Raw genomic sequence first — 22,908 nt, forward strand, 5'->3', positions numbered from 1 at the left:
ACGGTAACCCCAAACAATACTGCTGGAGTGGCATCGTCTTCGCCGACACTTTGTGTAAATACAACGCTAACCAACATAACACATTCAACTTCTGGCGCGACAGGAATAGGTGCAGCAACTGGTTTACCAGCAGGAGTTTCCGCTTCATGGGCATCAAATACGATCACCATTAGTGGTACCCCAACAGCATCAGGAACATTTAATTATGCTATTCCATTAACTGGTGGTTGTGGTTCAGTAAATGCAATAGGAACGATTACAGTAAGCGCTTCACCTTCTGCCGGAACTTTGAGCGGTATAGAAGCTATTTGTCTAAATGATGCTACTACTTTTGGTTCAACAATAACAGGAGGAACATGGTTTTCAAGTGATAATTCAATTGCCACAATTAATAGCACAACTGGAGTTGTAACAGGTGTTTCTGCCGGAACAGCAACGATGACATACACAGTCAGTGGAACAGGAGGTTGTTCTAATGTAACTGAAACAAGAATCGTTACAGTATCTCCTCTTTCTGTTGGAGGAGTGGTGTCAGGTTCTACAACTATTTGTTCGGAATCAACAGATGTATTGTTAACATTATCCGGTCAAATAGGACAAGTTGTTCGTTGGGAAAGCGCTGTTAGTCCTTTTACTAATTGGATTCCAATAGCTCACACAGCTACTACATATAATAGTGGTCCTTTAACCCAAGAAACTAAATTCAGAGCAGTTGTAAAAAGTGGTAATTGTACAGAAGTTTTTGCTGCTGAAGCCACACTATCTGTGAGTTCCACCACTTGGAACGGTACAGCATGGACTAACGGCGAACCAACTGCTTCTAAGTCAGTAATTATTTCTGGTAATTTTACTTCGCCAGGCACGAACAACACTCCTTATGATTTAAGAGCATGTAAACTTACAGTTACGAATAATGCTACAGTAGTTATTTCTTCAGGTGACAGTGTGACCTTGGATGGTGCTCTAACGGTTAATCCAGGCTGTTCAGTTACTTTTAATAGTAACGCTAACTTATTGCAAAACGGGACTACAAATGCCAATACGGGTTCCATCGTTGTCAAAAGAGACAGTGCGCCTATAAAACGTTTAGATTATACATTATGGTCTTCTCCCGTAGGTTTACAACAATTACAGGCGTTTTCACCTAATACAGTATCCAATCGTTTTTATGATTATAATACAGACGCCAATCAGTATCAAACAGTGGATCCGGTTGTGACCCATTTTACACCTTCCAAAGGATATTTGATTAGAGTAGCTAATAACCATCCCAATCAACCTACCCCATGGTTGGGGCAGTTCACGGGTGTTCCTAATAATGGAAATTACAGCATAAACTTGCAGAATTTTGGTCCGGGCAAACGGTATAATATGATAGGAAACCCATATCCCTCTCCTATAGATGCAGATGTTTTTATAAGTAATAATATTGCTAACGGGTCTATAACAGGGACGTTATATTTTTGGAGAAAAACAAATGGAGGTACAAATGGAGGTTATTGTACCTATAATTTAGGCGGATTTACCGGTAACGGAGAAAGTATATTAACCCTGCCTCAATATAACGAAAATTCGTCCAATGTGGTTCAAACCGGTCAAGGGTTCTTTGTAGAGGGCACAGGTTCCGGAACAGTTGTTTTTAATAATGAAATGCGTATCAATAACACAGTTAATCGATTTATGAGAAGCAATAATAATATCAATAGTACAGTAGAAAGAAATCGTATTTGGTTAAATGTTACCGATACCGCCGGTTCGTTTGCACAGACCATGATTGCTTACATGACAGGAGCAACCCAAGGTGTTGACCAAGCAATAGATGGAAAATTAATTACGGATGGTGATGTTGCTTTAGGTTCTTTAATAGGAAATGAAACTTATGCCATTCAAGGGAGAGCATTGCCTTTTGATGTAGCAGACGTAGTTCCTTTGAGTTTAAAAGTGATTACTCCCGGCGATTATACTATTGCCATAGATCGAGTTGATGGTTTGTTTGCTAATAATGGTCAAATAATTTATTTAAGAGATAATACTACAGGAAATGTACATAATTTAAGTGAAGGGGGCTATACTTTTACTACAGCTTCAGGAACATTTGATGCCAGATTTGAAGTTTTGTATCAAACTCCGTTAGCTGTCGTAACTCCTGTTTTTAACGAAAGTCAAGTGGTTATTTACAAAACAATAACCAATGAACTTTCTATTAATACCGGAAATATAGTAATGTCAAGTGTGAATGTATTTGATATAACCGGTAGGCTTTTAATTAGTGAAAAAAACATTAATGCTAGTCAGGTTTTGCTAAAATCAGGAATTACATCTGAGATTTTGGTATTTCAAATTACCTCAAATGATGGTTTAAAAGTGACTAAAAAGGTTTTGTTTCCTAAGACAGCCTTGAAGACAGATGTAAAAATGGTTGCTAAGATATTAATCGCCGAAGACGAGTAGTAATTTTTTTATATAGTTCAACTAATTTAGTTGTAGTCCCTGTTCAAAAGACAGGGATTTTTTTATGGGTATAAGTTGCCATAAAGAAGAGAACAACAAAGAGTTCTTTGTTATATAAATCATTCGACTGAAATAGCACGGTTGTAAATGCAAAAATGATTTTTGGCTACTCTGTGACTATAAATGGGGACGTCATTCATGCAATTCTTGTATTATTTCTATGGCTTTTGATAAAATGGGTTTAAAAAAAGATTTAACCGTTAAACTATTGATAATAACCGTTAAACGATTAAAAAATTCATTACAAATAAAAAAAACTGCATTTAATCTAAAAAAAAATAGCGTTTTTAGAAAACAATTTATTTCTTTGTGCGATAATAACTATAACAATTAATCGTTTTTAATAAGTTTAGTTTTACAGAAAAGCATCTTGGAAGTTTGTTATTATTTGTAAAAGGAGGATACTAAGCACAAGTATTTCAGAATAAACTTAAAGAAAATAATAATAATGGTAAGAGTTTTATTTATTAAGCCACATTCAAAAATAATTTTAATTGATTATGAAAAGATTTTTACCTCATTTAAATTCAAATACAAAGACAACAGTTCTTTTAAAGTCTAGCAAGAGAGCTTTGTTTATATTTTGCTTTTTTATGTTTTGGATAAGCACATTTGGGCAGACTGTTGTTTGGACAAATCCAATCAACGGGACAAATCCGGCTACGGCTAATCCGTACTCAACCGGTCAGACTGCTAATGCTAATATTACAGTGAGTGGAATTGGTTTTTCATCACCTGCGCTAACAGGAGTAACATCAACAAACACTTATAATGTGGGAGACTGGACAACCAGTGCATCAATCAATACAACTCAATATTTTTTCTTTACCATAACCCCTGCGACTGGTTATAAAGTCAGTATGAGCAGTTTTGTTTATACCGGAACTTCAGGAAGTAGAGCGCCTACTTCTTTTGCCTTCCGCTCTGATGCCAATGGGGATAGTTATTTAAACAATATTGGTACTCCAACAGCTGCAGGAACTACCATCAGTTTAACCGGGGCCAACTATCAAAATCTGACATCAGCGACCTCTTTTAGATTTTATGGATATAATTCCAGTGGGGGAAGCGCCAGTGCCAGAAGTTACGCAATTAATGATTTTACTTTTAATGGTAGCATATTGGGATCAGCCACCACTGCATTAGCTTTTGGTGCTGCTAATCCTTATGGTTCGGCACCTGTTCAGGGTTTTAAAGTGAATGGTTATGGATTAATCCCGGCGAATGGAGTTGTTACTATAAGTGGCTCTGCCAATTATGAAGTATCTACTACTTCAGCTCTTTCAGGATTTGGACCAACAGCTACTTTAACCGCTACAGGAGGTAACATCTCAGGAGAAAATGTATGGGTTCGTTTAAAAGCAACAGCATCAGTAGGTACTTATAATGAAAATATTACTTTTGGTGGAGGCGGTGTTACCGGTATTACCATTGCTTGTAGTGGAACAGTTACAACAGCAAACCTAACCATCACAGCAGATAATGCCGAAAAATGTTTTGGCACTTCATATATTTTAGGAACTACTGCCTTTACAACAAGTGCATTACAGAATGGTGAAACGGTAGGAAGTGTAACTTTGTCAAGTACCGGTGCTATTTTAGGAGCAGCAGCAGGGTCATACGCAATAACTCCTTCAGTCGCTACGGGAGGAACATTTACAGCCTCAAATTACAATATTACCTACACTAACGGAACATTGGTTGTTAATGCTTTGCCTGTTAGTCCTTTAGGAACAAATGGCAATATATGCAGTACAGGAACTGTGAGTTTGTCAGCTTCAGCTAATGTTGGAGAAGCGGTAGATTGGTACGATACTGCTATAGGCGGAACTTTACTACTTAGCAATTCTACTAATTATACAACTCCAAGTATTTCTTCAACCACAATTTATTATGCAGAGGCCAGAAATACAACTACAGGATGTGTTTCTGTTAACAGAACTCCGGTTACCGCAACGGTTTATAACGCTTTTGCACCAGGGTCAATATTGACTTCGGGAGAAGTGGTTTGTTATAATGGAGATCCTATTTCAATTGGAAATGCAACTCCAGCGACTGGTGGAGATGAGACGATTACTTATGTATGGCAGGCAAATGGAGTGGATATTCCAAGTTCTAATGTTGCATCGTATAATCCTCCGGCTGGTTTGATTGTTAATACAACTTATACAAGATATGCCAAAGACAATACTTGTAACACGACCTTCACACTTTCTGGCGGAAGTTGGGTGGTTACACTGTCTAATGATAATACATGGACCGGTGGTGTAAGCACTGCATGGACAAATCCTGCCAACTGGTCTTGTGGAGTGGTTCCAGAAAACGTGTCAAATGTGACAATAGCATCGGCTGCTTTTTATCCTGAAATTTCATCTAACGTCAGTATCAATACTCTAACATTGAATTCAGGAACAACATTAAAAGTAAATTCATTATATGATTTAACTGTAACGAATGCGATAGACAACAGCGGTACATTGACGGTTGAAAATAATGCCAATTTAATTCAGATAAATGATGTAGCCAACACGGGTTCAGGTGTAGCTGTGGTAAAAAGAAACAGCAGTGCAATCATGAGACTCGATTATACTTTATGGTCTTCACCGGTAACAGGACAAGGTTTATATGCCTTTTCTCCCTTTACTTTTGCCAACCGTTTTTATACATATAATACAAGTTCAAATACCTATAGTAGTGTTTCAGGATTTAATATTACTGGTTTAAATGGTGCAGGTGTAAACGGAATTGACAATAATAATGTCCAGTTTACAACGGGTCTTGGTTATCTGATTCGTATGCCATACAACCATCCTACTGCTCCGGCAACATGGACAGGGACTTTTACAGGAACCCTTAATAACGGAACCAAAACGGTTGCATTGAACAATGCAGGTTCAGGGCTAAGGTATAATTTAGTAGGGAATCCTTATCCGTCACCAATAGACGCAATAGCCTTGGTTACAGATACTAATAACGCAGCCAATATAACAGGGACTTTGTATTTTTTAAGAAAAACTAACGGTTCGTTAAACTCGAGTTACAGTACTTGGACACAAGGTGGATTTGTAACCAATGGCGGGACAGCTGTTTTTGACCCTAATGACGTTATTCAAACGGGACAAGGATTTTTTGTTGAGGCTACTGCTACCGGATCTACTTTGGAATTTAACAACTCTATGAGAATCAACGATCACGCCAATCAATTTTTTAGAAATAACACCATTATCGAAAAGAACCGTATTTGGTTGAATGCAACAAATGCTACCGGTTTATATTCTCAAACGATGATTGGATATATAACCAATGCAACTAATGGGATAGACAATTCAATAGATGGCAGATACCTTAGTGATGGTGATATTGCTTTGACTTCATTGATAGATACAACTCCTTATGCTATTCAAGGTAGGGCTTTGCCTTTTGACAATACTGACGTGGTTCCACTAAATTTCAGAGTAACCAATGCCGGTCAATATACTATTGCTATCGATCATGTAGATGGTTTATTTGTAAATGGACAAGACGTTTTCTTGAGAGATAATTTATCATCAGTGGTACATAATTTAAATGCCGGAGGATATACCTTTACTTCAGATGCAGGGACTTTTGCTTCCAGATTTGAGATTCTTTATCAGTTGCCATTAACAGTTGTATCGCCTGTGTTTAATGCTAATCAGGTTGTTGTTTATAAAAACGGAGGTGATGATTTTGTAATCAATTCCGGTAACGTAATCATGGCTACTGTAAAAGTATTTGATATTAGAGGAAGATTGTTATTGGAAAAGAATGAAATTAATAATTCTGAAACTAGTATATCAGCAGGTCATAACAATGAAGTGTTGTTGATTCAAATCACATCTCAAGATGGTTTAGTAGTGACTAAGAAAGTAATCAGATAGTGTTTTAAGATACTTATCCATAAAAAAAATCCCGTCAAGAAATTGACGGGATTTTTTTATTTAATTCTTAAACTTCAAGTTAAACAGTTTTCTTCTTTTGTCTTAAGGTGTATAAAACAAATAAGATTCCCATAGTCGCTAACAAAATGAGTTTGGTGTCTATTGGTGCCGCTTGTGCATCACCACCTTCAGGTGGTTCGTCAATTTGGGCAAAAGCCGCAAAGTTTGTTAACAAAAGAGATAGTAAAAGACAGATTTTAGCGATATTTTTCATAAAAATTTTTATTCTGGGCGTAAATATAGTAATCATTTTCTAACATAAAAAAATATACTCTTAAATTTTAGAATCGATTTATTCAAATTCTGACGTGAAATACAATTTGACATTAGGAAATTTACTCTGTGTCATTTGAATGGTAAATTCTGAATCGGCTAAAAAAACCAACTGTCCGTATTTATCGTACGCCAAGAATTTCTGTTTGATTCTTTTGAACTCTTTGAATTCCTCGCTTTTAGGATCGGTTGGTTTTACCCAACAAGCCTTGTGTACCGGGAAATTTTCGTAGCTGCATTTAGCACCGTATTCGTGTTCTAATCGGTATTGAATAACTTCATATTGGAGTGCTCCAACTGTGCCAATAACCTTTCTGTTGTTCATTTCTAAAGTAAACAACTGTGCCACACCTTCATCCATCAATTGGTCAACACCTTTATCCAGCTGTTTCGCTTTTAACGGATCGGCATTATTGATGTACCTGAAATGCTCTGGTGAAAAACTCGGAATGCCTTTGAAACTCATCATTTCTCCTTCGGTCAAAGTATCACCGATTTTAAAGTTACCGGTATCGTGTAAACCCACAATGTCTCCGGGATAGGATATGTCAACAATTTCTTTTTTCTCCGCAAAAAAAGCATTCGGACTTGAGAATTTCAAGTTTTTGTTCAATCGTACGTGCGTGTAAGGCTTGTTTCTTTCAAAAGTGCCCGAAACAATTTTGACAAATGCTAATCTGTCTCGGTGTTTTGGGTCCATATTGGCGTGTATTTTAAAGACAAAACCCGTCATCTTTTCTTCTTCGGGTTTAACCAATCGGGTTTCTGATTCTTTGGGTCTTGGCGTAGGTGCAATTTCAACAAAACAATCTAATAACTCTCTTACACCAAAATTATTCAAGGCTGAACCAAAAAATACCGGTTGTAAAGTACCGTCCAAATAACTTTGTCTGTCAAATGCCGGATAAACTTCTGAAATTAATTCTAATTCTTCTCTAAGTTTCACTGCTGGTTTTTCACCTATTATTTTCTCTAATTCCGGGCTGTTAATGTCGGAAAAAGCGATGGTGTCTTCGATGTTTTTTCGACTGTCACCACTAAAAAGATTGATGTTTTGTTCCCAAATATTATAAATGCCTTGAAAGTCATAACCCATTCCGATAGGGAAACTCAAAGGGGTAACCGTTAATCCTAATTTTTGTTCGACTTCATCCATCAAATCAAAGGCATCTTTTCCTTCACGGTCTAATTTATTGATGAAAACAATGATTGGAATCTTGCGCATTCTACAAACTTCCACCAATTTCTCGGTTTGTTCTTCAACTCCTTTAGCCACGTCAATGACCACAATTACACTGTCAACGGCAGTCAAAGTTCTGAAAGTGTCTTCCGCAAAATCTTTGTGTCCGGGTGTATCTAAAATGTTGATTTTTTTGTCCTGATAATTAAAAGCCAAGACCGAAGTCGCCACCGAAATTCCTCTTTGACGCTCAATTTCCATAAAATCGGAAGTAGCGCCTTTTTTGATTTTATTATTCTTTACCGCACCGGCTTCTTGTATCGCACCTCCAAAAAGCAATAGCTTTTCAGTCAGTGTAGTCTTCCCGGCATCGGGGTGTGAGATAATACCAAAGGTTCTGCGGCGTTGTATTTCTTTTAAAAAACTCATGATTTTTTGATAAATGGTCTGCAAAAATACTATTATTTACCCATTATTTGGTCATGTATTTGAGGTCTGTTTTGATTAATGCAAAACAGGGTAATTTTTCTGTTAATAAATTTTTGTTAATAGTAGGCTCTATACTTGTATAATGTGTTTGAATTGTTACTTTTGTTGATTGTTACTTCGATAAACCAAAGCTTTTTCGGCTTGTCGAAAAAAACAATATTAATTTGTAAATTTTTTAATAGAAATTATAAAAACATGAGTTTAAAACAGTTTTTTTTAGGATTGTTCTTTTCAATGTCAATTGCCGGAATCGGACAAAATAATTCAAAAGAAGTTTTGTTTACCATCAACGATAAACCCTATTATACAGACGAGTTTTCAAGGGTTTACAAAAAAAATCTGGAGTTAGTAAAAGATGAATCTCAAAAGGATTTAAACCAATATTTAGAACTCTTTGTAGGGTACAAATTAAAAGTCAACAAAGCCTATAAATTAGGTTTACAAAACAATCCAAAATACCAGAGTGAGCTAAAATCTTACCGAACTCAATTGGCCAAAAACTATTTTAACGATACCAAAATTACCCAAGAACTCATTCAAGAAGGTTACAATCGACTACAGAAAGAGGTAAAAGCTTCGCATATTCTGATTATGGTGGATGAAAATGCAACCCCTGAAGACACGCTCAAAGCTTACAGAAAAATAGAAGAGATTAGTAAAAAAGCCATAGCCGGGGAAGATTTCGGAGCTTTGGCCACTCAGTTTTCCGAAGATCCTTCTGCCAAAGAAAACAAAGGTGATTTAGGGTACTTTACTGCGTTCAGAATGGTTTATGCTTTTGAAAGTGCTGCTTTTAATACGGCAAAAGGGAAAATTTCAAAAATTATCAGAACCCGCTTCGGCTATCACATCTTGAAAGTTGAGGACATCAGAAACAATCGAGGTGAAGTTACCGTAGCGCATATTATGATCTTAAACCCGAAACCGGAAGACACTGATCAGGATAAAGCCAAAAATACCATCAACGATATCTATAAAAAAATCCAACAAGGGGAAAAGTTTGAGGATTTGGCCAAACAGTTCTCTGAAGATAAATCATCTTCGTCTAAAGGCGGTGTTTTGAATAAATTCGGTTCAGGACAATTGAGTTCGGAAGAGTTTGAGAATGTTGCGTTCTCAATGACGGAAGCGAATGAGGTTTCAAAACCTTTCCAATCGCAATTTGGCTGGCACATCATAAAGTTGATTCAAAAACATCCGGTGCGTACGCTTGATGAGATGAAAAATGAATTGGAAACCAAAGTAGGTAAAGACGACAGATCCAAAAAAATTACCGCCTCGCTAAACGAAAAATTAAGAAAGAAATACACACACAAACGTGACAACAAGCAATATGCTGTTTTGTCAAAATTGGTAACCGATGAGTTCTATGAATCAAAATGGAAGCAACCGGAAAATGCCAAAGAATATACCGCTCCAATATTAACCATCAACAACAAAAAGATTGAAGGCAAAACATTTTTAGAATTTGTAGACAAACAACAAAAGGCAGGCTTGACTGCAAAACCGATTTCAAAATTGGTGGATGCGTTGTATGAAAAATTCTTGGATGCACAATTAACAGCCTATTATGATGATAATTTGGAGAATGAGTTTTCAGAATTTGCCAATGTAATGGAAGAATACCGCGATGGTTTGTTGCTTTTTGATTTGATGGAGAAAGAGATTTGGGAAAGAGCCAAAACGGATTCGATTGGATTGCAAAAGTTTTATGACGAACACAAATCAGAGCACCAATGGAAAAACAGAGTGGAAGCTACCGTTCTGTCTTCTACCAAAATGGAAGAAATCAAAAAAACACTGAATTTGCTGAAAAAAAACACCGAAGTTCAAGCCATCAAAGAAAAGCTAAACGTTAACAATGTAGTAAACGTTATGAGTAACAACGGTGTGTTTGAAGAAGGGAATGACGCTTTGCCAAAAAGCACCAAGTTTGAAGTTGGTATTTCAGATATTGTAAAAGAAGGAGAATATTATTTTGTTACCAAAGTCGATAAGGTGATGCCAAAAGCCATCAAAACTTTAGACGAATGTCGCGGAAAAATAGTAAACGACTACCAACAGTATTTAGAACAAAGATGGGTTGACGATTTAAAACAAGAGTTTACAGTTAAAGTCAATAAAGAAGTCTTTGAAAAAGTAAAGAAACAGTTGAATCCGTAAAATGAAACGATATAGCCTTTTCTTGGTCATTGTTTTATTTTGTTCTTGTAACTATTTTAAACCGGAACAAAAGCCGGAATCAATTGCCCGAGTAGGAAAAAGCTATTTGTACAAAAGTGATATCGCCACTCTGGTTCCGGTGGGAACTTCAAAAGAAGACAGTGTGCTGATGGTGAGGGATTTCATCAACCGATGGGCAAGCCAAAAACTACTCATTGAAGCTGCTGAGAGAAATCTTAGTGATAAGAAAAAAGGAGAATACAATGCTTTAATTAAGCAATATAAAATAGATTTATATACAAAAGCGTATATAGAAGAAGTGGTTAAAAATACCGTAGACACTTTAGTAAGCCAACAAGAGTTAAAAAAGTATTACGACGAAAACAAGGAAAATTTTAAAACCAACGAAACGTTAGTACGCCTGCGTTTTGTCAATTTGGCCAAAGACAATCCGCGTTTTGCCACCATAAGAAGTAAGTTCTTTGATTACAATAAAAAAGACAAAAAGTTTTGGGATACCTATGCGCTCCAATTCAAGAGTTTTGCCTTGAACGACAGTGTTTGGGTCGATATGAGTCAGGTTTATGGAAAGTTACCGGTCATCAATCCGGATAACCGAGACGAAATGATTCGACCGGGAAGAAAAGCCGAAATCCAATCCAATGAGGATGTCTATTTAATTAAAATCACCAATGTGATTGATAAAAATCAAATCTCACCGTTTGAATACATCAAACCCACACTGAAAGAAGTTATACTGAACAAAAGAAAATTAGAATTGATAAAGAAATTTGAAAAAGAAATTACCGATGATGCCATTAAAAACAAAGATTATGAAATTTATAAATAGCCAACTTGCCATAGCGTTTATTGCTGCCATTTTTACAGTTGGTACAACCAATGCCCAAGAAATTATTAAAGATTCCGTTAAGACCAAGCCACAGGCCAAAACAGCAAAAAAAGTCAAAGTTGACGGGATTATTGCTACCGTTGGGGATTATATCATTTTGGATTCTGATATCGATAAATCTTTTTTGGAATTGTCCAGCCAAGGGCAATCGGTGAAAGACATTACGCGTTGTCAAATGTTAGGCAAATTGTTGGAAGAGAAATTATATGCCCACCAAGCCATTCAGGATAGTATCGTTATCAAAGATGAAGAAGTAAAAGAAAAAATGAACGAGCAAATTGCTTACATGGTGGAGCAATTGAGTTCGATGGAAAACGTAATAAAGTATTTCAAAAAAGACAGCGAAGAAGACTTCAGAAGTGAGTTGTTTGACATCATCAAAACCAACAAGTTGACCACGGAAATGAGAAACAAAATTGTAAATGCTGTTGAAATCACTCCGGAAGAAACCCGTAATTTCTTTAAGTCTATTCCGCAAGATGAATTGCCGGTTTTTGGTGCCGAAATGGAAGTAGCCCAAATCGTAATCACGCCAAAAATTACTGAGGAAGAAAAGCAAAGAGTCATCAACCGATTAAAAGAAATCAAAGCCGAAGTTTTAGCCGGCTCGAGCTTTAAAACCAGAGCCGTAATTTATTCTGATGACCGAGGCTCGTCTTCCAATGGTGGTTTTTATAAAATCAACCGCAAAACCCAATTCGTAAAAGAGTTTAAAGATGTTGCGTTCAGTTTGGGAGAAGGAGAAATTTCAGAACCTTTCGAAACGGAATACGGCTATCACATCATCATGGTAGAAAAAATCAAAGGACAGGAAGTAGAGTTGAGACACATTCTAATGATGCCTAAAGTTTCTGACCAAGCCTTGAAAGAAGCCAGAGAGAAAATCATTACGATTAAGAATAAAATTGAAAGCGGAGAAATCTCCTTTGCCGAAGCGGCCAGAACCATGTCGGACGAAAAAGAGACTAGAGCCAACGGCGGAACGCTAATCAATCCTAAAACGCAAGACACCCACTTCGAATTGACCAAAATGGATCCAAGTTTGTATAGTGAAGTCTCTAATTTGAAAGACAAAGCAATCACTTCGCCAATCTTAGACGATGACCCAAGAACCGGAAAAAAATATAAAATCATCACGGTTACCAACAGAATCAATGAACATACGGCTGATTACGGTAAAGATTATATCAAAATCAAAGATTTGGCATTAAAAGAAAAGCAAATCAAAGCCATTGGAAAATGGTCTGAAGAAAAAATCAAGGAAACCTATGTTAAAATTAACGGCGAATACCAAGATTGTCTCTTTATCAATAATTGGTTGAAAAAATAGTAGTTAAAGTTAGATTAAAATGTATCTTGTACTTCTTAAATCTAATATCTAATATCAAAAATCTTATATCAAATGTCTGATGTTGCTGCCATTCAAAATTTAGTTCAAAAACGATTAGAACTTAAAAAAGAGATTGCCAAGATAATTGTAGGTCAAGACGAAGTAGTTGACCAAATTTTACTGAGTATTTTCTCAGGCGGACATGCCTTGTTAGTTGGTGTTCCCGGTTTGGCCAAAACCTTAATGGTGAACACCATTTCGCAAGCTTTAGGATTGGATTTTAAACGTATTCAATTCACACCCGATTTGATGCCTTCGGATATCTTAGGGAGTGAAATTTTAGATGAAAACCGTCAATTCAAATTCATTAAAGGACCCATTTTTGCCAATATCATTTTGGCCGATGAGATCAACAGAACACCACCCAAAACCCAAGCCGCTTTACTTGAGGCAATGCAGGAACGTTCGGTGACGATTGCCGGTCAGAATTATAAATTAGCCTTACCATATTTCGTTTTAGCAACCCAAAACCCAATTGAGCAAGAAGGAACTTATCCGTTACCGGAAGCGCAATTAGACCGTTTTATGTTTGCCATCAAATTAGATTATCCGTCATACCAAGAAGAAGTACAAGTGGTAAAAAGCACCACTTCCGATGACAAACCGGTAATCAATCCGTTATTTACGGCTCAAGAAATTATCGATTTTCAACACTTAATTCGTCGCGTTCCCGTGGCTGATAATGTAATCGAATATGCTGTAACTTTAGTGGGTAAAACGCGTCCGAAAGGTAACTTGGCATCAGAATATGTAAGCAACTATTTAGATTGGGGCGCCGGACCAAGAGCTTCACAAAATTTGATTTTAGCGGCCAAAGCCAATGCGGCTTTCAATGGTAAATTTTCTCCGGATATTGAAGATGTTAAAGCGGTAGCCACCGGAATTTTGCGTCACAGAATCATCAAAAATTACAAAGCCGACGCCGAAGGAATCACCGAAGAAATGATAATTAATAAACTCTTGTAAAACTTAATTATATTATAAAATTAAAATTTTAAAGCACTCATATTCGAGTGCTTTTTTATTTGGCACATAAAGTTTATTAAATATTCTGTATGTTAAATATAATTCTTACATTTGAAATAAATGAATTTTTAATTAATTTAAAATCAAAAGATTATGAAGCTAAAAGCCAAATTACCATTGCTTAGTTTAGTGGCATTATTGTCTACTTTTTTAGGGTGTAGTGAAGATATTTATGAAAATAGCACCTCACATCAAATACTCAAAAAGAAAAATATAAAATCTCATTTGCACAATTTAAAATGGAAAAAGGAATTAAAAACTTTGACCTGCTTAAGACTATAAAATCTACAAGTATCAATGCAAGAGAAGAAGGAACAGATGAAGGTTATGTTATAGATACAACAACAATCTACAGGTATACATCTCAAAACAACAAAATTACCTATTCATTTAAGATTTATCCAATCTATGAAGTGCTTGAAGACAAAGAATATTACAATCTTGTTTATGAAAAGTATGGTGACGAATGGAATGAAATTATTTTTAAAAATAAAGAAAAAGATACTATAGTTAGTGGTGAGCCTAAAACGGAAAGTTCTGAAATGATTTACTATAAGGGATTTAATACCTCTATAACAATTTCAGATTTTTGTCAAACGATTACATATGATTATCATTGTACACAAGAAGCTCCATATTGTACACCTGGAAATTGTGATGGATGTAGTATTTGTGTTTCTGAGTCTATTTCATATTGGCCATGCGAAGAAGCAACAACCTTAGATCAAACAATAACAGAACCAATAAGCGGATCAAGCGCAGGAGCAGGAAGTGGTGGTAATGCTTTATCCGGTATATATATCCCAAATCCCTATAACGGGGATGCCGATTTAAATAATGCCGAGTTTATATTAGCTTGTCAAGTGACTGCTTATACTAATATACTCTCACAAAATTTCCCAAGCATAGGAGCCACATTGACATATAATCCTTGGATGCATTCCAATATTATTGATTTTGTTAGAAACAATGGTAATGAATTAACTCCTGACAACCAAAATGCAATTTTCTTTGCTTTGAATAATATTCCACCGATGATGAGCTTCAATCCTTCTTGTTTGACTTTTGTAGAAATTAATCAATTGCATTACAATTCATTTATAAATCTGCTTAATAATCCAACTGCTGAGATGGTAAATTTTAATCAGCAGTTAATTAATTATCCTTTAGTTAATACTATAACATATTTACCATTTTTTAAATATCCTCAAGGGAGTAATTATTCTACATTATATCCAAATTTCACGATGCTTGTCAAAGAGTACATACCTGCACTGAAATCAGATACAAGGTTAATAAATACTATACATAACTTAACAAGTGTTTCGAATTCCCAAATTATTAATGGTCTTACTTGGGGCAATGGTCCAGAAATTCACATAACAGATTTAGGTAATGATCCAGGTGGAAATCCTTATTATGGTAAGTTTAATAAAAATGAACCAGAAAGAATTTATATTGATATTGAACTTGTAAATTTATTAGAAACACTATCCAATAATCCAAATCCAACACAAAATGAATTACAATTATTAGGAAATTTAAACGCAATGATTGTATTTAGTGTTTGTTTACACTAATATGTACATTATAATGATTTTGCATTTGATGCGATAATGCAAGACACACAAGACTTAGAATTAGGGCTTTTATTTGAACAACTCTTTCAAGGAGGATTTTATGATTTTAATCAACAAGGAAATGTTATATTTATTAGAAAAAATTAAATTATGAAAAAGCTGTTTTTATTATTAGTAACATTTAGTCTATATTCACAAAAGAAAATTTATAGTTGTGATGATATAAAAGAAATAATTGATTATAAAATTTACGACACATTATCAAATGGTAAATTAATAGCAAGATTCGATAAAGTATTAAATCAAAAAATCTATAAAGTTAAATTTGAAAACAATCAATATAAATATGTTACAAAATCTTTGATGAAGAACATAAAAAAATCTATAAAAGAAAATAATTGTGACGATTTTATAATTGAAAAAGTAGATAAAAATAAAGATCCAAATATTAACTTAACAAGATAAAAATTGTAATGTCTAATCGACACTGTGCTGTGTTTTACAAAACCTGATTTTAGCGGCCAAAGCTAATGCGGCTTTCAATGGTAAATTTTCTCCGGATATTGAAGATGTAAAAGCGGTAGCCACCGGAATTTTGCGTCACAGAATCATCAAAAATTACAAAGCCGACGCCGAAGGAATCACCGAAGAAATGATTATCGATAAGTTGCTTTAATTTTTTCTGAGGTAAGCATCCAATTCTTTATCGTAAAAAAACAAAAACATACTGCCCATCATATCTTGTTCGGATGCTGAGGTGTTGTTGACTTCCAACACAATTTCGTATTCATGATTTCCGAATAACCAGATGCCTTCTTCGGTAGAAAAAGGATCAATGCCGGTCAAACCGGTTTTGCCTTTGTGGTTGAGAATTGTGCTTTTAAAAATCGTTTTTTTATTGGTTTTATCATACAGCGAAATGCTCGTGGCAAAAGGATGCACATGAATTGCTGCCGCATGCAAACACAAACTGTCTTTGATTTGTAATTGTGAAGTAACGCTGCTGCGATAAGTGTTTTTGCCGGTCGGAATTACCCAATGTCCCGAGAGTTTATTTCCTTTTCCGTCATCATAACTGTGGTTCTTGGTTTCCACCGGTATGCATTGATTGGTTCCCGGATCGGTCGGCGATTTCTTCGGGTCGTATTGGTCATAAGGCAACATAATAAATGCCGTTCGACTCATCAACGGTTTTAAATTGTTGGCTTTCGAATAGTTGATGTCCACTTGATGTCGTATCCAAAAATTGGCGTCGGGCAAATTGTGGTTCAAAGATTCTGTGGTCACATAAAGCAATTCATTGCCTTTCATCGGAACGCCGTAACCTTTTGGAAAACTGAAACTTTCCATTCCATGGGACAGCGAAGTCAGCCGCGGATATTGGGTACCGATTCTTTTTTCCAAATGAAACGAACTATAGTATTTCACGTCATTAAAGTCGATATTGGTATGACAAATGAAATCTTTGGAAACCTGCTCGAGTGTTTTATTGTCCAAGGCTTTTACTTCAAATCCCGTGAGCCAAAGCAACGTTGAGTCTTGAGAAAGTTGCACGTAATTCGAGGATTTTGGTCCCTCCATCGATTTGTAAATACCGTCAATATAAAACTCCGGAGAAATCATTTTGTAGGTAGTCGATTGGTTGGCTACTTTCCAATCCTTTTCTACTAGGCCTAATTTTTCAAACAAAAATGATTTCACAATGGCTTTGTGTCGGTTAGGCAATTGCCAATACCAAATTCCGCCTGCCAAGAGCGCCAAGAGCATCAGAACTCCTGAAATTTTATATATCTTTGATTTCAACATAAGACAAAAATACATTTTTATATGATTGGAAACCAGAACAGGATATTTGGATTAGACTTCATGCGAGCTGCTGCTATTTTGATGGTCATGTTTGGGCACTGCATTTGGGTTTTTCCTTTGACTTATGGTGTTTTCCACCAATTGATGCTGTTGTCGGGTTTTTTAGGTGTTGAGGTTTTTTTTGTTTTGAGTGGATTCCTCATCGGGAAGATTTTATATGAATTGTACTTAAAACACGATTTTTCGTGGCATACCGTTGTCTTTTTTTTGAAGCGAAGATGGTTTCGAACGTTGCCCAATTATTATCTCATACTTGTTGTTAATATTATTATAGCCTATAGTATCGGTAATGATATTTCCTATTCCTGGAAATACTTTTTCTTTGCGCAAAATACAATCACGCCAATGACGCCTTTTTTTACAGAGTCTTGGAGTCTTTCTGTAGAAGAGTTTGCCTATTTGGTTTTGCCGTTGTTTTTGGTGTTGGTTGGAATTATAGTCAAGCCCAAACACAAATCGAGGTTTTTTCTTCTATCGGTTTTATGCTTGATATTGGTTTTCTTTTGCAATAAAATAGGGTACCAAAACACCACAACCAATGTTAATTTAAACCAATGGAATATGTCGCTGAAAGCCGTGGTAATCTATCGGTTGGACAGTATTTTTATAGGGGTTTTGTGCAGTTGGATTTATCTGAACTTTACAGCGTTATGGAGAAAACACCGTTATGTTTTCTTTGTCATTGGAATCTTGTTGTTTTTGTTCCAGTTTGTAGCCATTGGCTATTTTGGTTTGTTTATTGAAACCCATCCTGCTTTTTGGAACATCATTTATTTGCCTTTGGTCTCTTTAGTTGTGGCCTGTTTTTTACCATTTTTTTCAGAATGGAAAACAGAAAAATCATTTATCCGAAAGCCAATCGTTTTTATCAGCGTTATTTCGTATTCGATGTATTTGTTGCATTACGGTATCGTGCTTCAGTTACTGAAACACAACATAGATTATAATACGCAAAATGCCTTCGAATTATACAGTTTTTTGACCGTGTATGTATTCTTAACCTTATTATTAAGTTATTTGTTATACCGATTTTATGAGAAACCAATGATGGATTTGCGAGATAAAAATTAAGAATAATCAATTTTTGACATTTAAAATACGTAATCGATAAAAAATCAATAGCAAAAATTACTATTTGCTAAATCATCATGCTCAATTAACTTATTTTATTAAAAACTTTTTAGAAGTATAACGTTTTCGTAAATTTGCATTGCAAACAAATTAACCAAGTTTTATTATGGCTTTTGATATTGAAATGATTGAAAAAGTGTACGCTACTATGGCTGCCCGTGTTGATAAAGCACGCGAGTTAGTGGGTCGTCCGCTTACTTTATCTGAAAAGATTTTATACTCGCATTTATGGGAAGGAATGCCTTCTCAATCGTTCACTCGCGGAAAAGATTATGTTGATTTTGCACCCGATAGAGTGGCTTGTCAAGATGCAACTGCACAAATGGCTTTATTGCAATTCATGCACGCCGGAAAAAGCAAAGTAGCTGTGCCTACAACGGTTCACTGTGATCACTTAATCCAAGCGAAAGTTGGCGCTAAAACCGATTTGGCTGTTGCCAATACCCAATCCAAAGAAGTATTCGATTTCCTTTCGTCTGTTTCCAACAAATACGGAATCGGGTTCTGGAAACCGGGTTCCGGAATTATTCACCAAATCGTTTTAGAAAATTATGCTTTCCCGGGCGGAATGATGATTGGAACCGATTCACACACCGTAAACGCGGGTGGATTAGGAATGTTAGCCATCGGAGTGGGTGGTGCTGATGCCGTAGATGTAATGTCGGGTATGTCATGGGAATTGAAATTTCCAAAACTAATTGGTGTAAAATTGACCGGAAAATTAAACGGTTGGACTGCTCCAAAAGATGTAATCTTAAAAGTAGCCGATATTCTTACCGTAAAAGGCGGAACAGGAGCTATTGTAGAATATTTCGGTGAAGGTGCTACTTCAATGTCTTGTACCGGAAAAGGAACCATTTGTAATATGGGTGCCGAAATCGGTGCTACCACTTCTACTTTTGGTTACGATGATTCGATGAGAAGATATTTGGCCGCAACCGATCGTCAAGATATTGTGGATGCAGCCGATAAAGTTGCCTCTTACTTAACCGGAGATGACGAAGTATATGCTAATCCTGCCGCTTATTTCGACCAAGTAATTGAAATCAACCTTTCTGAATTAGAACCACACATCAACGGACCATTTACGCCCGACAGAGGAACACCGGTTTCTAAAATGAAAGAAGAAGCTATCGCTAATGGTTGGCCGTTAAAAATAGAATGGGGATTAATCGGTTCTTGTACCAATTCGTCTTACGAAGATATGGCTCGTGCGGCTTCGATAGTAGAACAAGCAGTAGCCCACGGTATCACACCCAAAGCCGAATTCGGAATCAATCCGGGTTCAGAGCAAATCCGTTACACCATCGAAAGAGACGGTATTATTGCGACTTTCGAAAAAATGGGAACCAAGGTATTTACCAATGCTTGCGGACCTTGTATCGGACAATGGGACAGAACCGGCGCCGATAAAGGCGAAAAAAATACTATAGTTCACTCGTTCAACAGAAACTTCTCTAAACGTGCGGACGGAAATCCAAACACTCACGCATTTGTAACGTCACCGGAAATGGTAGCTGCTTTAGCGATTTCAGGAGATTTGACTTTCAATCCGCTTACTGATACTTTGTTAAATGATAACGGAGAAGAGGTAAGATTGAATCCACCAAGTGGTGATGAGTTGCCAAAAAGAGGGTTTGATGTAGAAGATGCAGGTTTCCAAGCACCTGCCGCTGATGGTTCATCAGTACAAGTGGCAGTTTCTCCCACCTCTGACAGATTACAACTTTTAGCACCATTCGAAGCTTGGGATGGCAAAAATATTACTGGCGCTAAATTATTAATCAAAGCTTTCGGAAAATGTACCACGGATCATATCTCTATGGCCGGACCATGGTTACGCTTCCGCGGACATTTGGATAATATTTCCAATAATATGTTGATTGGTGCTGTGAATGCTTTCAATCAGGAAGCCAATAAAGTAAAAAACCAATTAACCGGTGATTACGATGCTGTTCCAGCAGTGCAGAGAGCATACAAAGCTGCAGGAGTTCCGTCAATAGTTGTGGGTGACCACAATTATGGAGAAGGTTCATCTCGTGAGCATGCCGCAATGGAACCACGTTTCTTAGGTGTAAAAGCGGTACTGGTAAAATCATTTGCCCGTATACACGAAACCAACTTGAAAAAACAAGGGATGTTGGCCTTAACCTTTGCTAACGAAGCAGATTACGACAAAATCCAAGAGAACGATACCATCAATTTCTTAGACTTGACAGAGTTTGCTCCGGGTAAACCATTAACGTTAGAGTTTGTACATGCTGATGGTTCTAAAGATACTATCTTGGCTAACCACACTTACAACGACAGCCAAATTGGTTGGTTTGTAGCCGGTTCAGCATTGAACTTGATTGCGGCCGGAAAAGCTTAATTAGGAAAAACTATAATGCACAAAAAAAGCTCAACTTTACGTTGAGCTTTTTTTATTTTGTATTCTTTTGAAATATCTCTTTGTGTCCGGAACACCATTGTACACTTTCGTAATAAAAATCTACCGTGGTTAAGTTGTCTTTCTTTTTGATGATGCACTTTCCGGTAACATCAGCTTCGTCTCCGTATACCGTGATTTTTTTGTCGGTTTCCAGTTTTTTATCTAAATACAAGTCGTAAATCTTATAAGCGATTTCTTGACGAATAGTCATTTTAGAATTGAAAGTACTGATGATGACCATCCCGTTTTTGTTTCGGGCTACATATTCCATTCCGTTATGACCGTAACTGTAGGTAGTTACTTTGGGCTCTTCATTGTCTGAAAAGGCAAAACAAGTCATTACTAATAGACTAAAAATTATTTTTTTCATAAAGAGTTGATTAAAGGGGCTTAATTTTGACGCTCGAAAATAATCATTATTTTAATACAATCAACTGTTATCAACAAAAAAAAGTTGATAACAATGAAAAAATCCGTTTAGTTTTAAACAAACCAAACGGATTTTACCCTACTGAATTAATAACGATTAATAATAAGTATAACGTCTTACTTTGGCGATATATTTGGCCAAACGAATTACCTGATGACTGTATCCGTATTCGTTGTCATACCAAACATACAGCACTATGTTTTTACCATCGCCTGAAACTATGGTAGCATTACTGTCAAAAATAGATGGTGCCGAAGTACCAACGATATCCGAGGAAACCAATTCGTTATTCAAAGAATATTTGATTTGCTCTACCAATTCACCTTCTAAGGCATATTTTCTCATGATGGCATTTACTTCATCTATAGAGGTTTCTTTGCCTACTTCCAAATTCAAAACCACTAAGGAGCCATTGGGAACAGGAACGCGAATGGCATTCGAAGTTAATTTTCCGGCTAAGCTCGGTAAAGCTTTGGCCACAGCGCTTCCGGCACCGGTTTCGGTGATTACCATATTTAAAGCCGCTGCACGACCACGACGGTATTTTTTGTGCATGTTATCCACCAAATTCTGGTCATTGGTATAAGCATGAATGGTTTCTAAATGACCTTTTACAACACCCAAAGTTTCTTCGACTGCTTGTAAAATAGGAGTGATGGCATTGGTTGTGCAAGAAGCGGCCGAGAAAATATCTACTTTGTCCGGATTGTGGTCGTTGTGGTTTACTCCGTAAACGATATTTGGAACGCCTTTTCCGGGTGCGGTTAATAATACTTTACTAACACCTTTAGAAACCAAGTGTCTTTTAAGTGCTTCTTCCGTAGTGAAAGCACCGGTATTGTCTATGACTAATGCATCCTCGATGCCGTATTTGGTATAATCAATCTCTTCCGGAGAAGCAGCAGTGATAATGTGAACTGTAGTTCCGTTAATGATTAAAGCGTTATTTTCAACATCGGCTTGTACCGAACCTTCAAAATCACCATGAACTGAATCATAGCGCAATAAAGATGCTCTTTTTTCTAATGAAGAAGCATCATTTCGGTCACGCGTTACAATGGCACGAAGACGCAATTGTTGTCCTTTTCCTATTTTGCTCATCATTTCACGCGCTAACAAGCGACCAATACGACCAAATCCGTACAAAACCACGTCTTTTGGTTTGATGTTTTTAGAGTCTTTTGCATTTTTCAACTTGTCAATGACAAAAGCTCTGGCATCGTGGTATTTGTTGTCTTCTAAATGGTATTCGTAAGTCAGTTTGCCAATGTCTATGCGAGATGGCGGTAAATCTAAATTTAGTATGGCTCTGGCAATTTCTACCGAATCAAAAACATTGATAGGTTTTTGAACAAATTCACCGGCATACTCATGCAAATTGATAATATCGCTAACATTTCTGTCAATTAATTGGTTTCTGAAAAGAACCAACTCGATAGATTTGTCATACCATAAGTCGCTGATAATTTTGATAAATTCTACGCCTGCCTTTCGCCTGTCGGCTTGAAATGATAATTCCTTCTCGTATAAAGTGTTGCTGTTCATAAAAAAGAAAAGAGTTTAGTTGTG

15 protein-coding genes and 1 pseudogene are annotated in these 22,908 nt (G+C 36.4%); 11 read left to right on the forward strand and 5 right to left on the reverse strand.

The genetic code is table 11. The annotated features are described in order from the left end of the window. On the forward strand, nt 1–2,451 hold a 2,451-nt coding region (locus HA632_RS06045; protein ID WP_176306313.1), incomplete at its 5' end, for a hypothetical protein. 653 nt (nt 2,452–3,104) lie between these two features. Continuing rightward, nucleotides 3,105–6,410: an S-layer family protein gene (locus HA632_RS06050; protein ID WP_176306314.1), complete on the forward strand. Its 3,306-nt coding sequence runs from the start codon at nt 3,105–3,107 to the stop codon at nt 6,408–6,410. Between the two features lie 79 nt (nt 6,411–6,489). Here HA632_RS06050 and HA632_RS06055 read toward each other — a convergent pair whose 3' ends face one another. Together HA632_RS06055 and HA632_RS06060 are read right to left on the reverse strand one after the other, a co-directional pair. Then, a complete protein-coding gene (locus HA632_RS06055; RefSeq protein WP_176306315.1) occupies nt 6,490–6,684 on the reverse strand; it encodes a hypothetical protein in 195 nt (64 codons plus the stop codon). A 78-nt stretch (nt 6,685–6,762) separates the two neighbouring features. Beyond that, nucleotides 6,763–8,352, reverse strand: coding sequence for a peptide chain release factor 3 (locus tag HA632_RS06060; RefSeq protein WP_176306316.1), 1,590 nt, complete (start codon nt 8,350–8,352; stop codon nt 6,763–6,765). A gap of 255 nt (nt 8,353–8,607) precedes the next feature. Here HA632_RS06060 and HA632_RS06065 point away from each other — a divergent pair, with 255 nt between their 5' ends. The 7 genes and pseudogenes from HA632_RS06065 to HA632_RS06095 all read left to right on the forward strand — a co-directional run. After that, complete coding sequence (locus tag HA632_RS06065; protein ID WP_176306317.1) at nt 8,608–10,575, forward strand: peptidylprolyl isomerase; 1,968 nt, start codon at nt 8,608–8,610, stop codon at nt 10,573–10,575. A gap of 1 nt (nt 10,576) precedes the next feature. After that, complete coding sequence (locus tag HA632_RS06070; RefSeq protein ID WP_176306318.1) at nt 10,577–11,425, forward strand: peptidylprolyl isomerase; 849 nt, start codon at nt 10,577–10,579, stop codon at nt 11,423–11,425. After that, nucleotides 11,388–12,815: a peptidylprolyl isomerase gene (locus HA632_RS06075; RefSeq protein WP_176306409.1), complete on the forward strand. Its 1,428-nt coding sequence runs from the start codon at nt 11,388–11,390 to the stop codon at nt 12,813–12,815. Before HA632_RS06070 ends, HA632_RS06075 begins: the two co-directional genes overlap by 38 nt. Nucleotides 12,816–12,887: 72 nt before the next feature. Next, nucleotides 12,888–13,841, forward strand: a complete 954-nt coding sequence (locus HA632_RS06080; protein ID WP_176306319.1) for a MoxR family ATPase — start codon at nt 12,888–12,890, stop codon at nt 13,839–13,841. Between the two features lie 299 nt (nt 13,842–14,140). Further along, the gene (locus HA632_RS06085; protein WP_176306320.1) at nt 14,141–15,481 is read left to right on the forward strand and encodes a hypothetical protein; all 1,341 of its coding nucleotides are present in this window, start codon (nt 14,141–14,143) and stop codon (nt 15,479–15,481) included. 150 nt (nt 15,482–15,631) lie between these two features. Next, nucleotides 15,632–15,946 carry a hypothetical protein gene (locus HA632_RS06090; RefSeq protein WP_176306321.1) on the forward strand — a complete coding sequence of 105 codons (315 nt, stop codon included), beginning with the start codon at nt 15,632–15,634 and terminating at the stop codon, nt 15,944–15,946. 37 nt (nt 15,947–15,983) lie between these two features. Next, nucleotides 15,984–16,157: pseudogene (locus HA632_RS06095) on the forward strand (AAA family ATPase); the annotation flags it as partial. Here HA632_RS06095 and HA632_RS06100 read toward each other — a convergent pair. Continuing rightward, complete coding sequence (locus tag HA632_RS06100) at nt 16,154–17,287, reverse strand: hypothetical protein (protein WP_176306322.1); 1,134 nt, start codon at nt 17,285–17,287, stop codon at nt 16,154–16,156. The pseudogene HA632_RS06095 and the gene HA632_RS06100 overlap by 4 nt on opposite strands. Nucleotides 17,288–17,308: 21 nt before the next feature. Here HA632_RS06100 and HA632_RS06105 point away from each other — a divergent pair, with 21 nt between their 5' ends. Then, complete coding sequence (locus tag HA632_RS06105) at nt 17,309–18,418, forward strand: acyltransferase (RefSeq protein WP_176306323.1); 1,110 nt, start codon at nt 17,309–17,311, stop codon at nt 18,416–18,418. Nucleotides 18,419–18,584: 166 nt separating this feature from the next. Continuing rightward, nucleotides 18,585–20,849: an aconitate hydratase gene (locus HA632_RS06110; protein WP_176306324.1), complete on the forward strand. Its 2,265-nt coding sequence runs from the start codon at nt 18,585–18,587 to the stop codon at nt 20,847–20,849. 52 nt (nt 20,850–20,901) lie between these two features. Here the strand turns inward: HA632_RS06110 and HA632_RS06115 are convergent, their stop codons facing one another. Both HA632_RS06115 and HA632_RS06120 read right to left on the reverse strand, forming a co-directional pair. Then, complete coding sequence (locus HA632_RS06115) at nt 20,902–21,279, reverse strand: hypothetical protein (RefSeq protein WP_176306325.1); 378 nt, start codon at nt 21,277–21,279, stop codon at nt 20,902–20,904. A 156-nt stretch (nt 21,280–21,435) separates the two neighbouring features. After that, on the reverse strand, nt 21,436–22,884 hold the full coding sequence (locus HA632_RS06120) for a glyceraldehyde-3-phosphate dehydrogenase (RefSeq protein ID WP_176306326.1): 1,449 nt from the start codon (nt 22,882–22,884) through the stop codon (nt 21,436–21,438). Between the last annotated feature and the right edge of the window lie 24 nt (nt 22,885–22,908).

This window comes from Flavobacterium sp. J49 (assembly GCF_011742145.1).
Taxonomy (GTDB): domain Bacteria; phylum Bacteroidota; class Bacteroidia; order Flavobacteriales; family Flavobacteriaceae; genus Flavobacterium.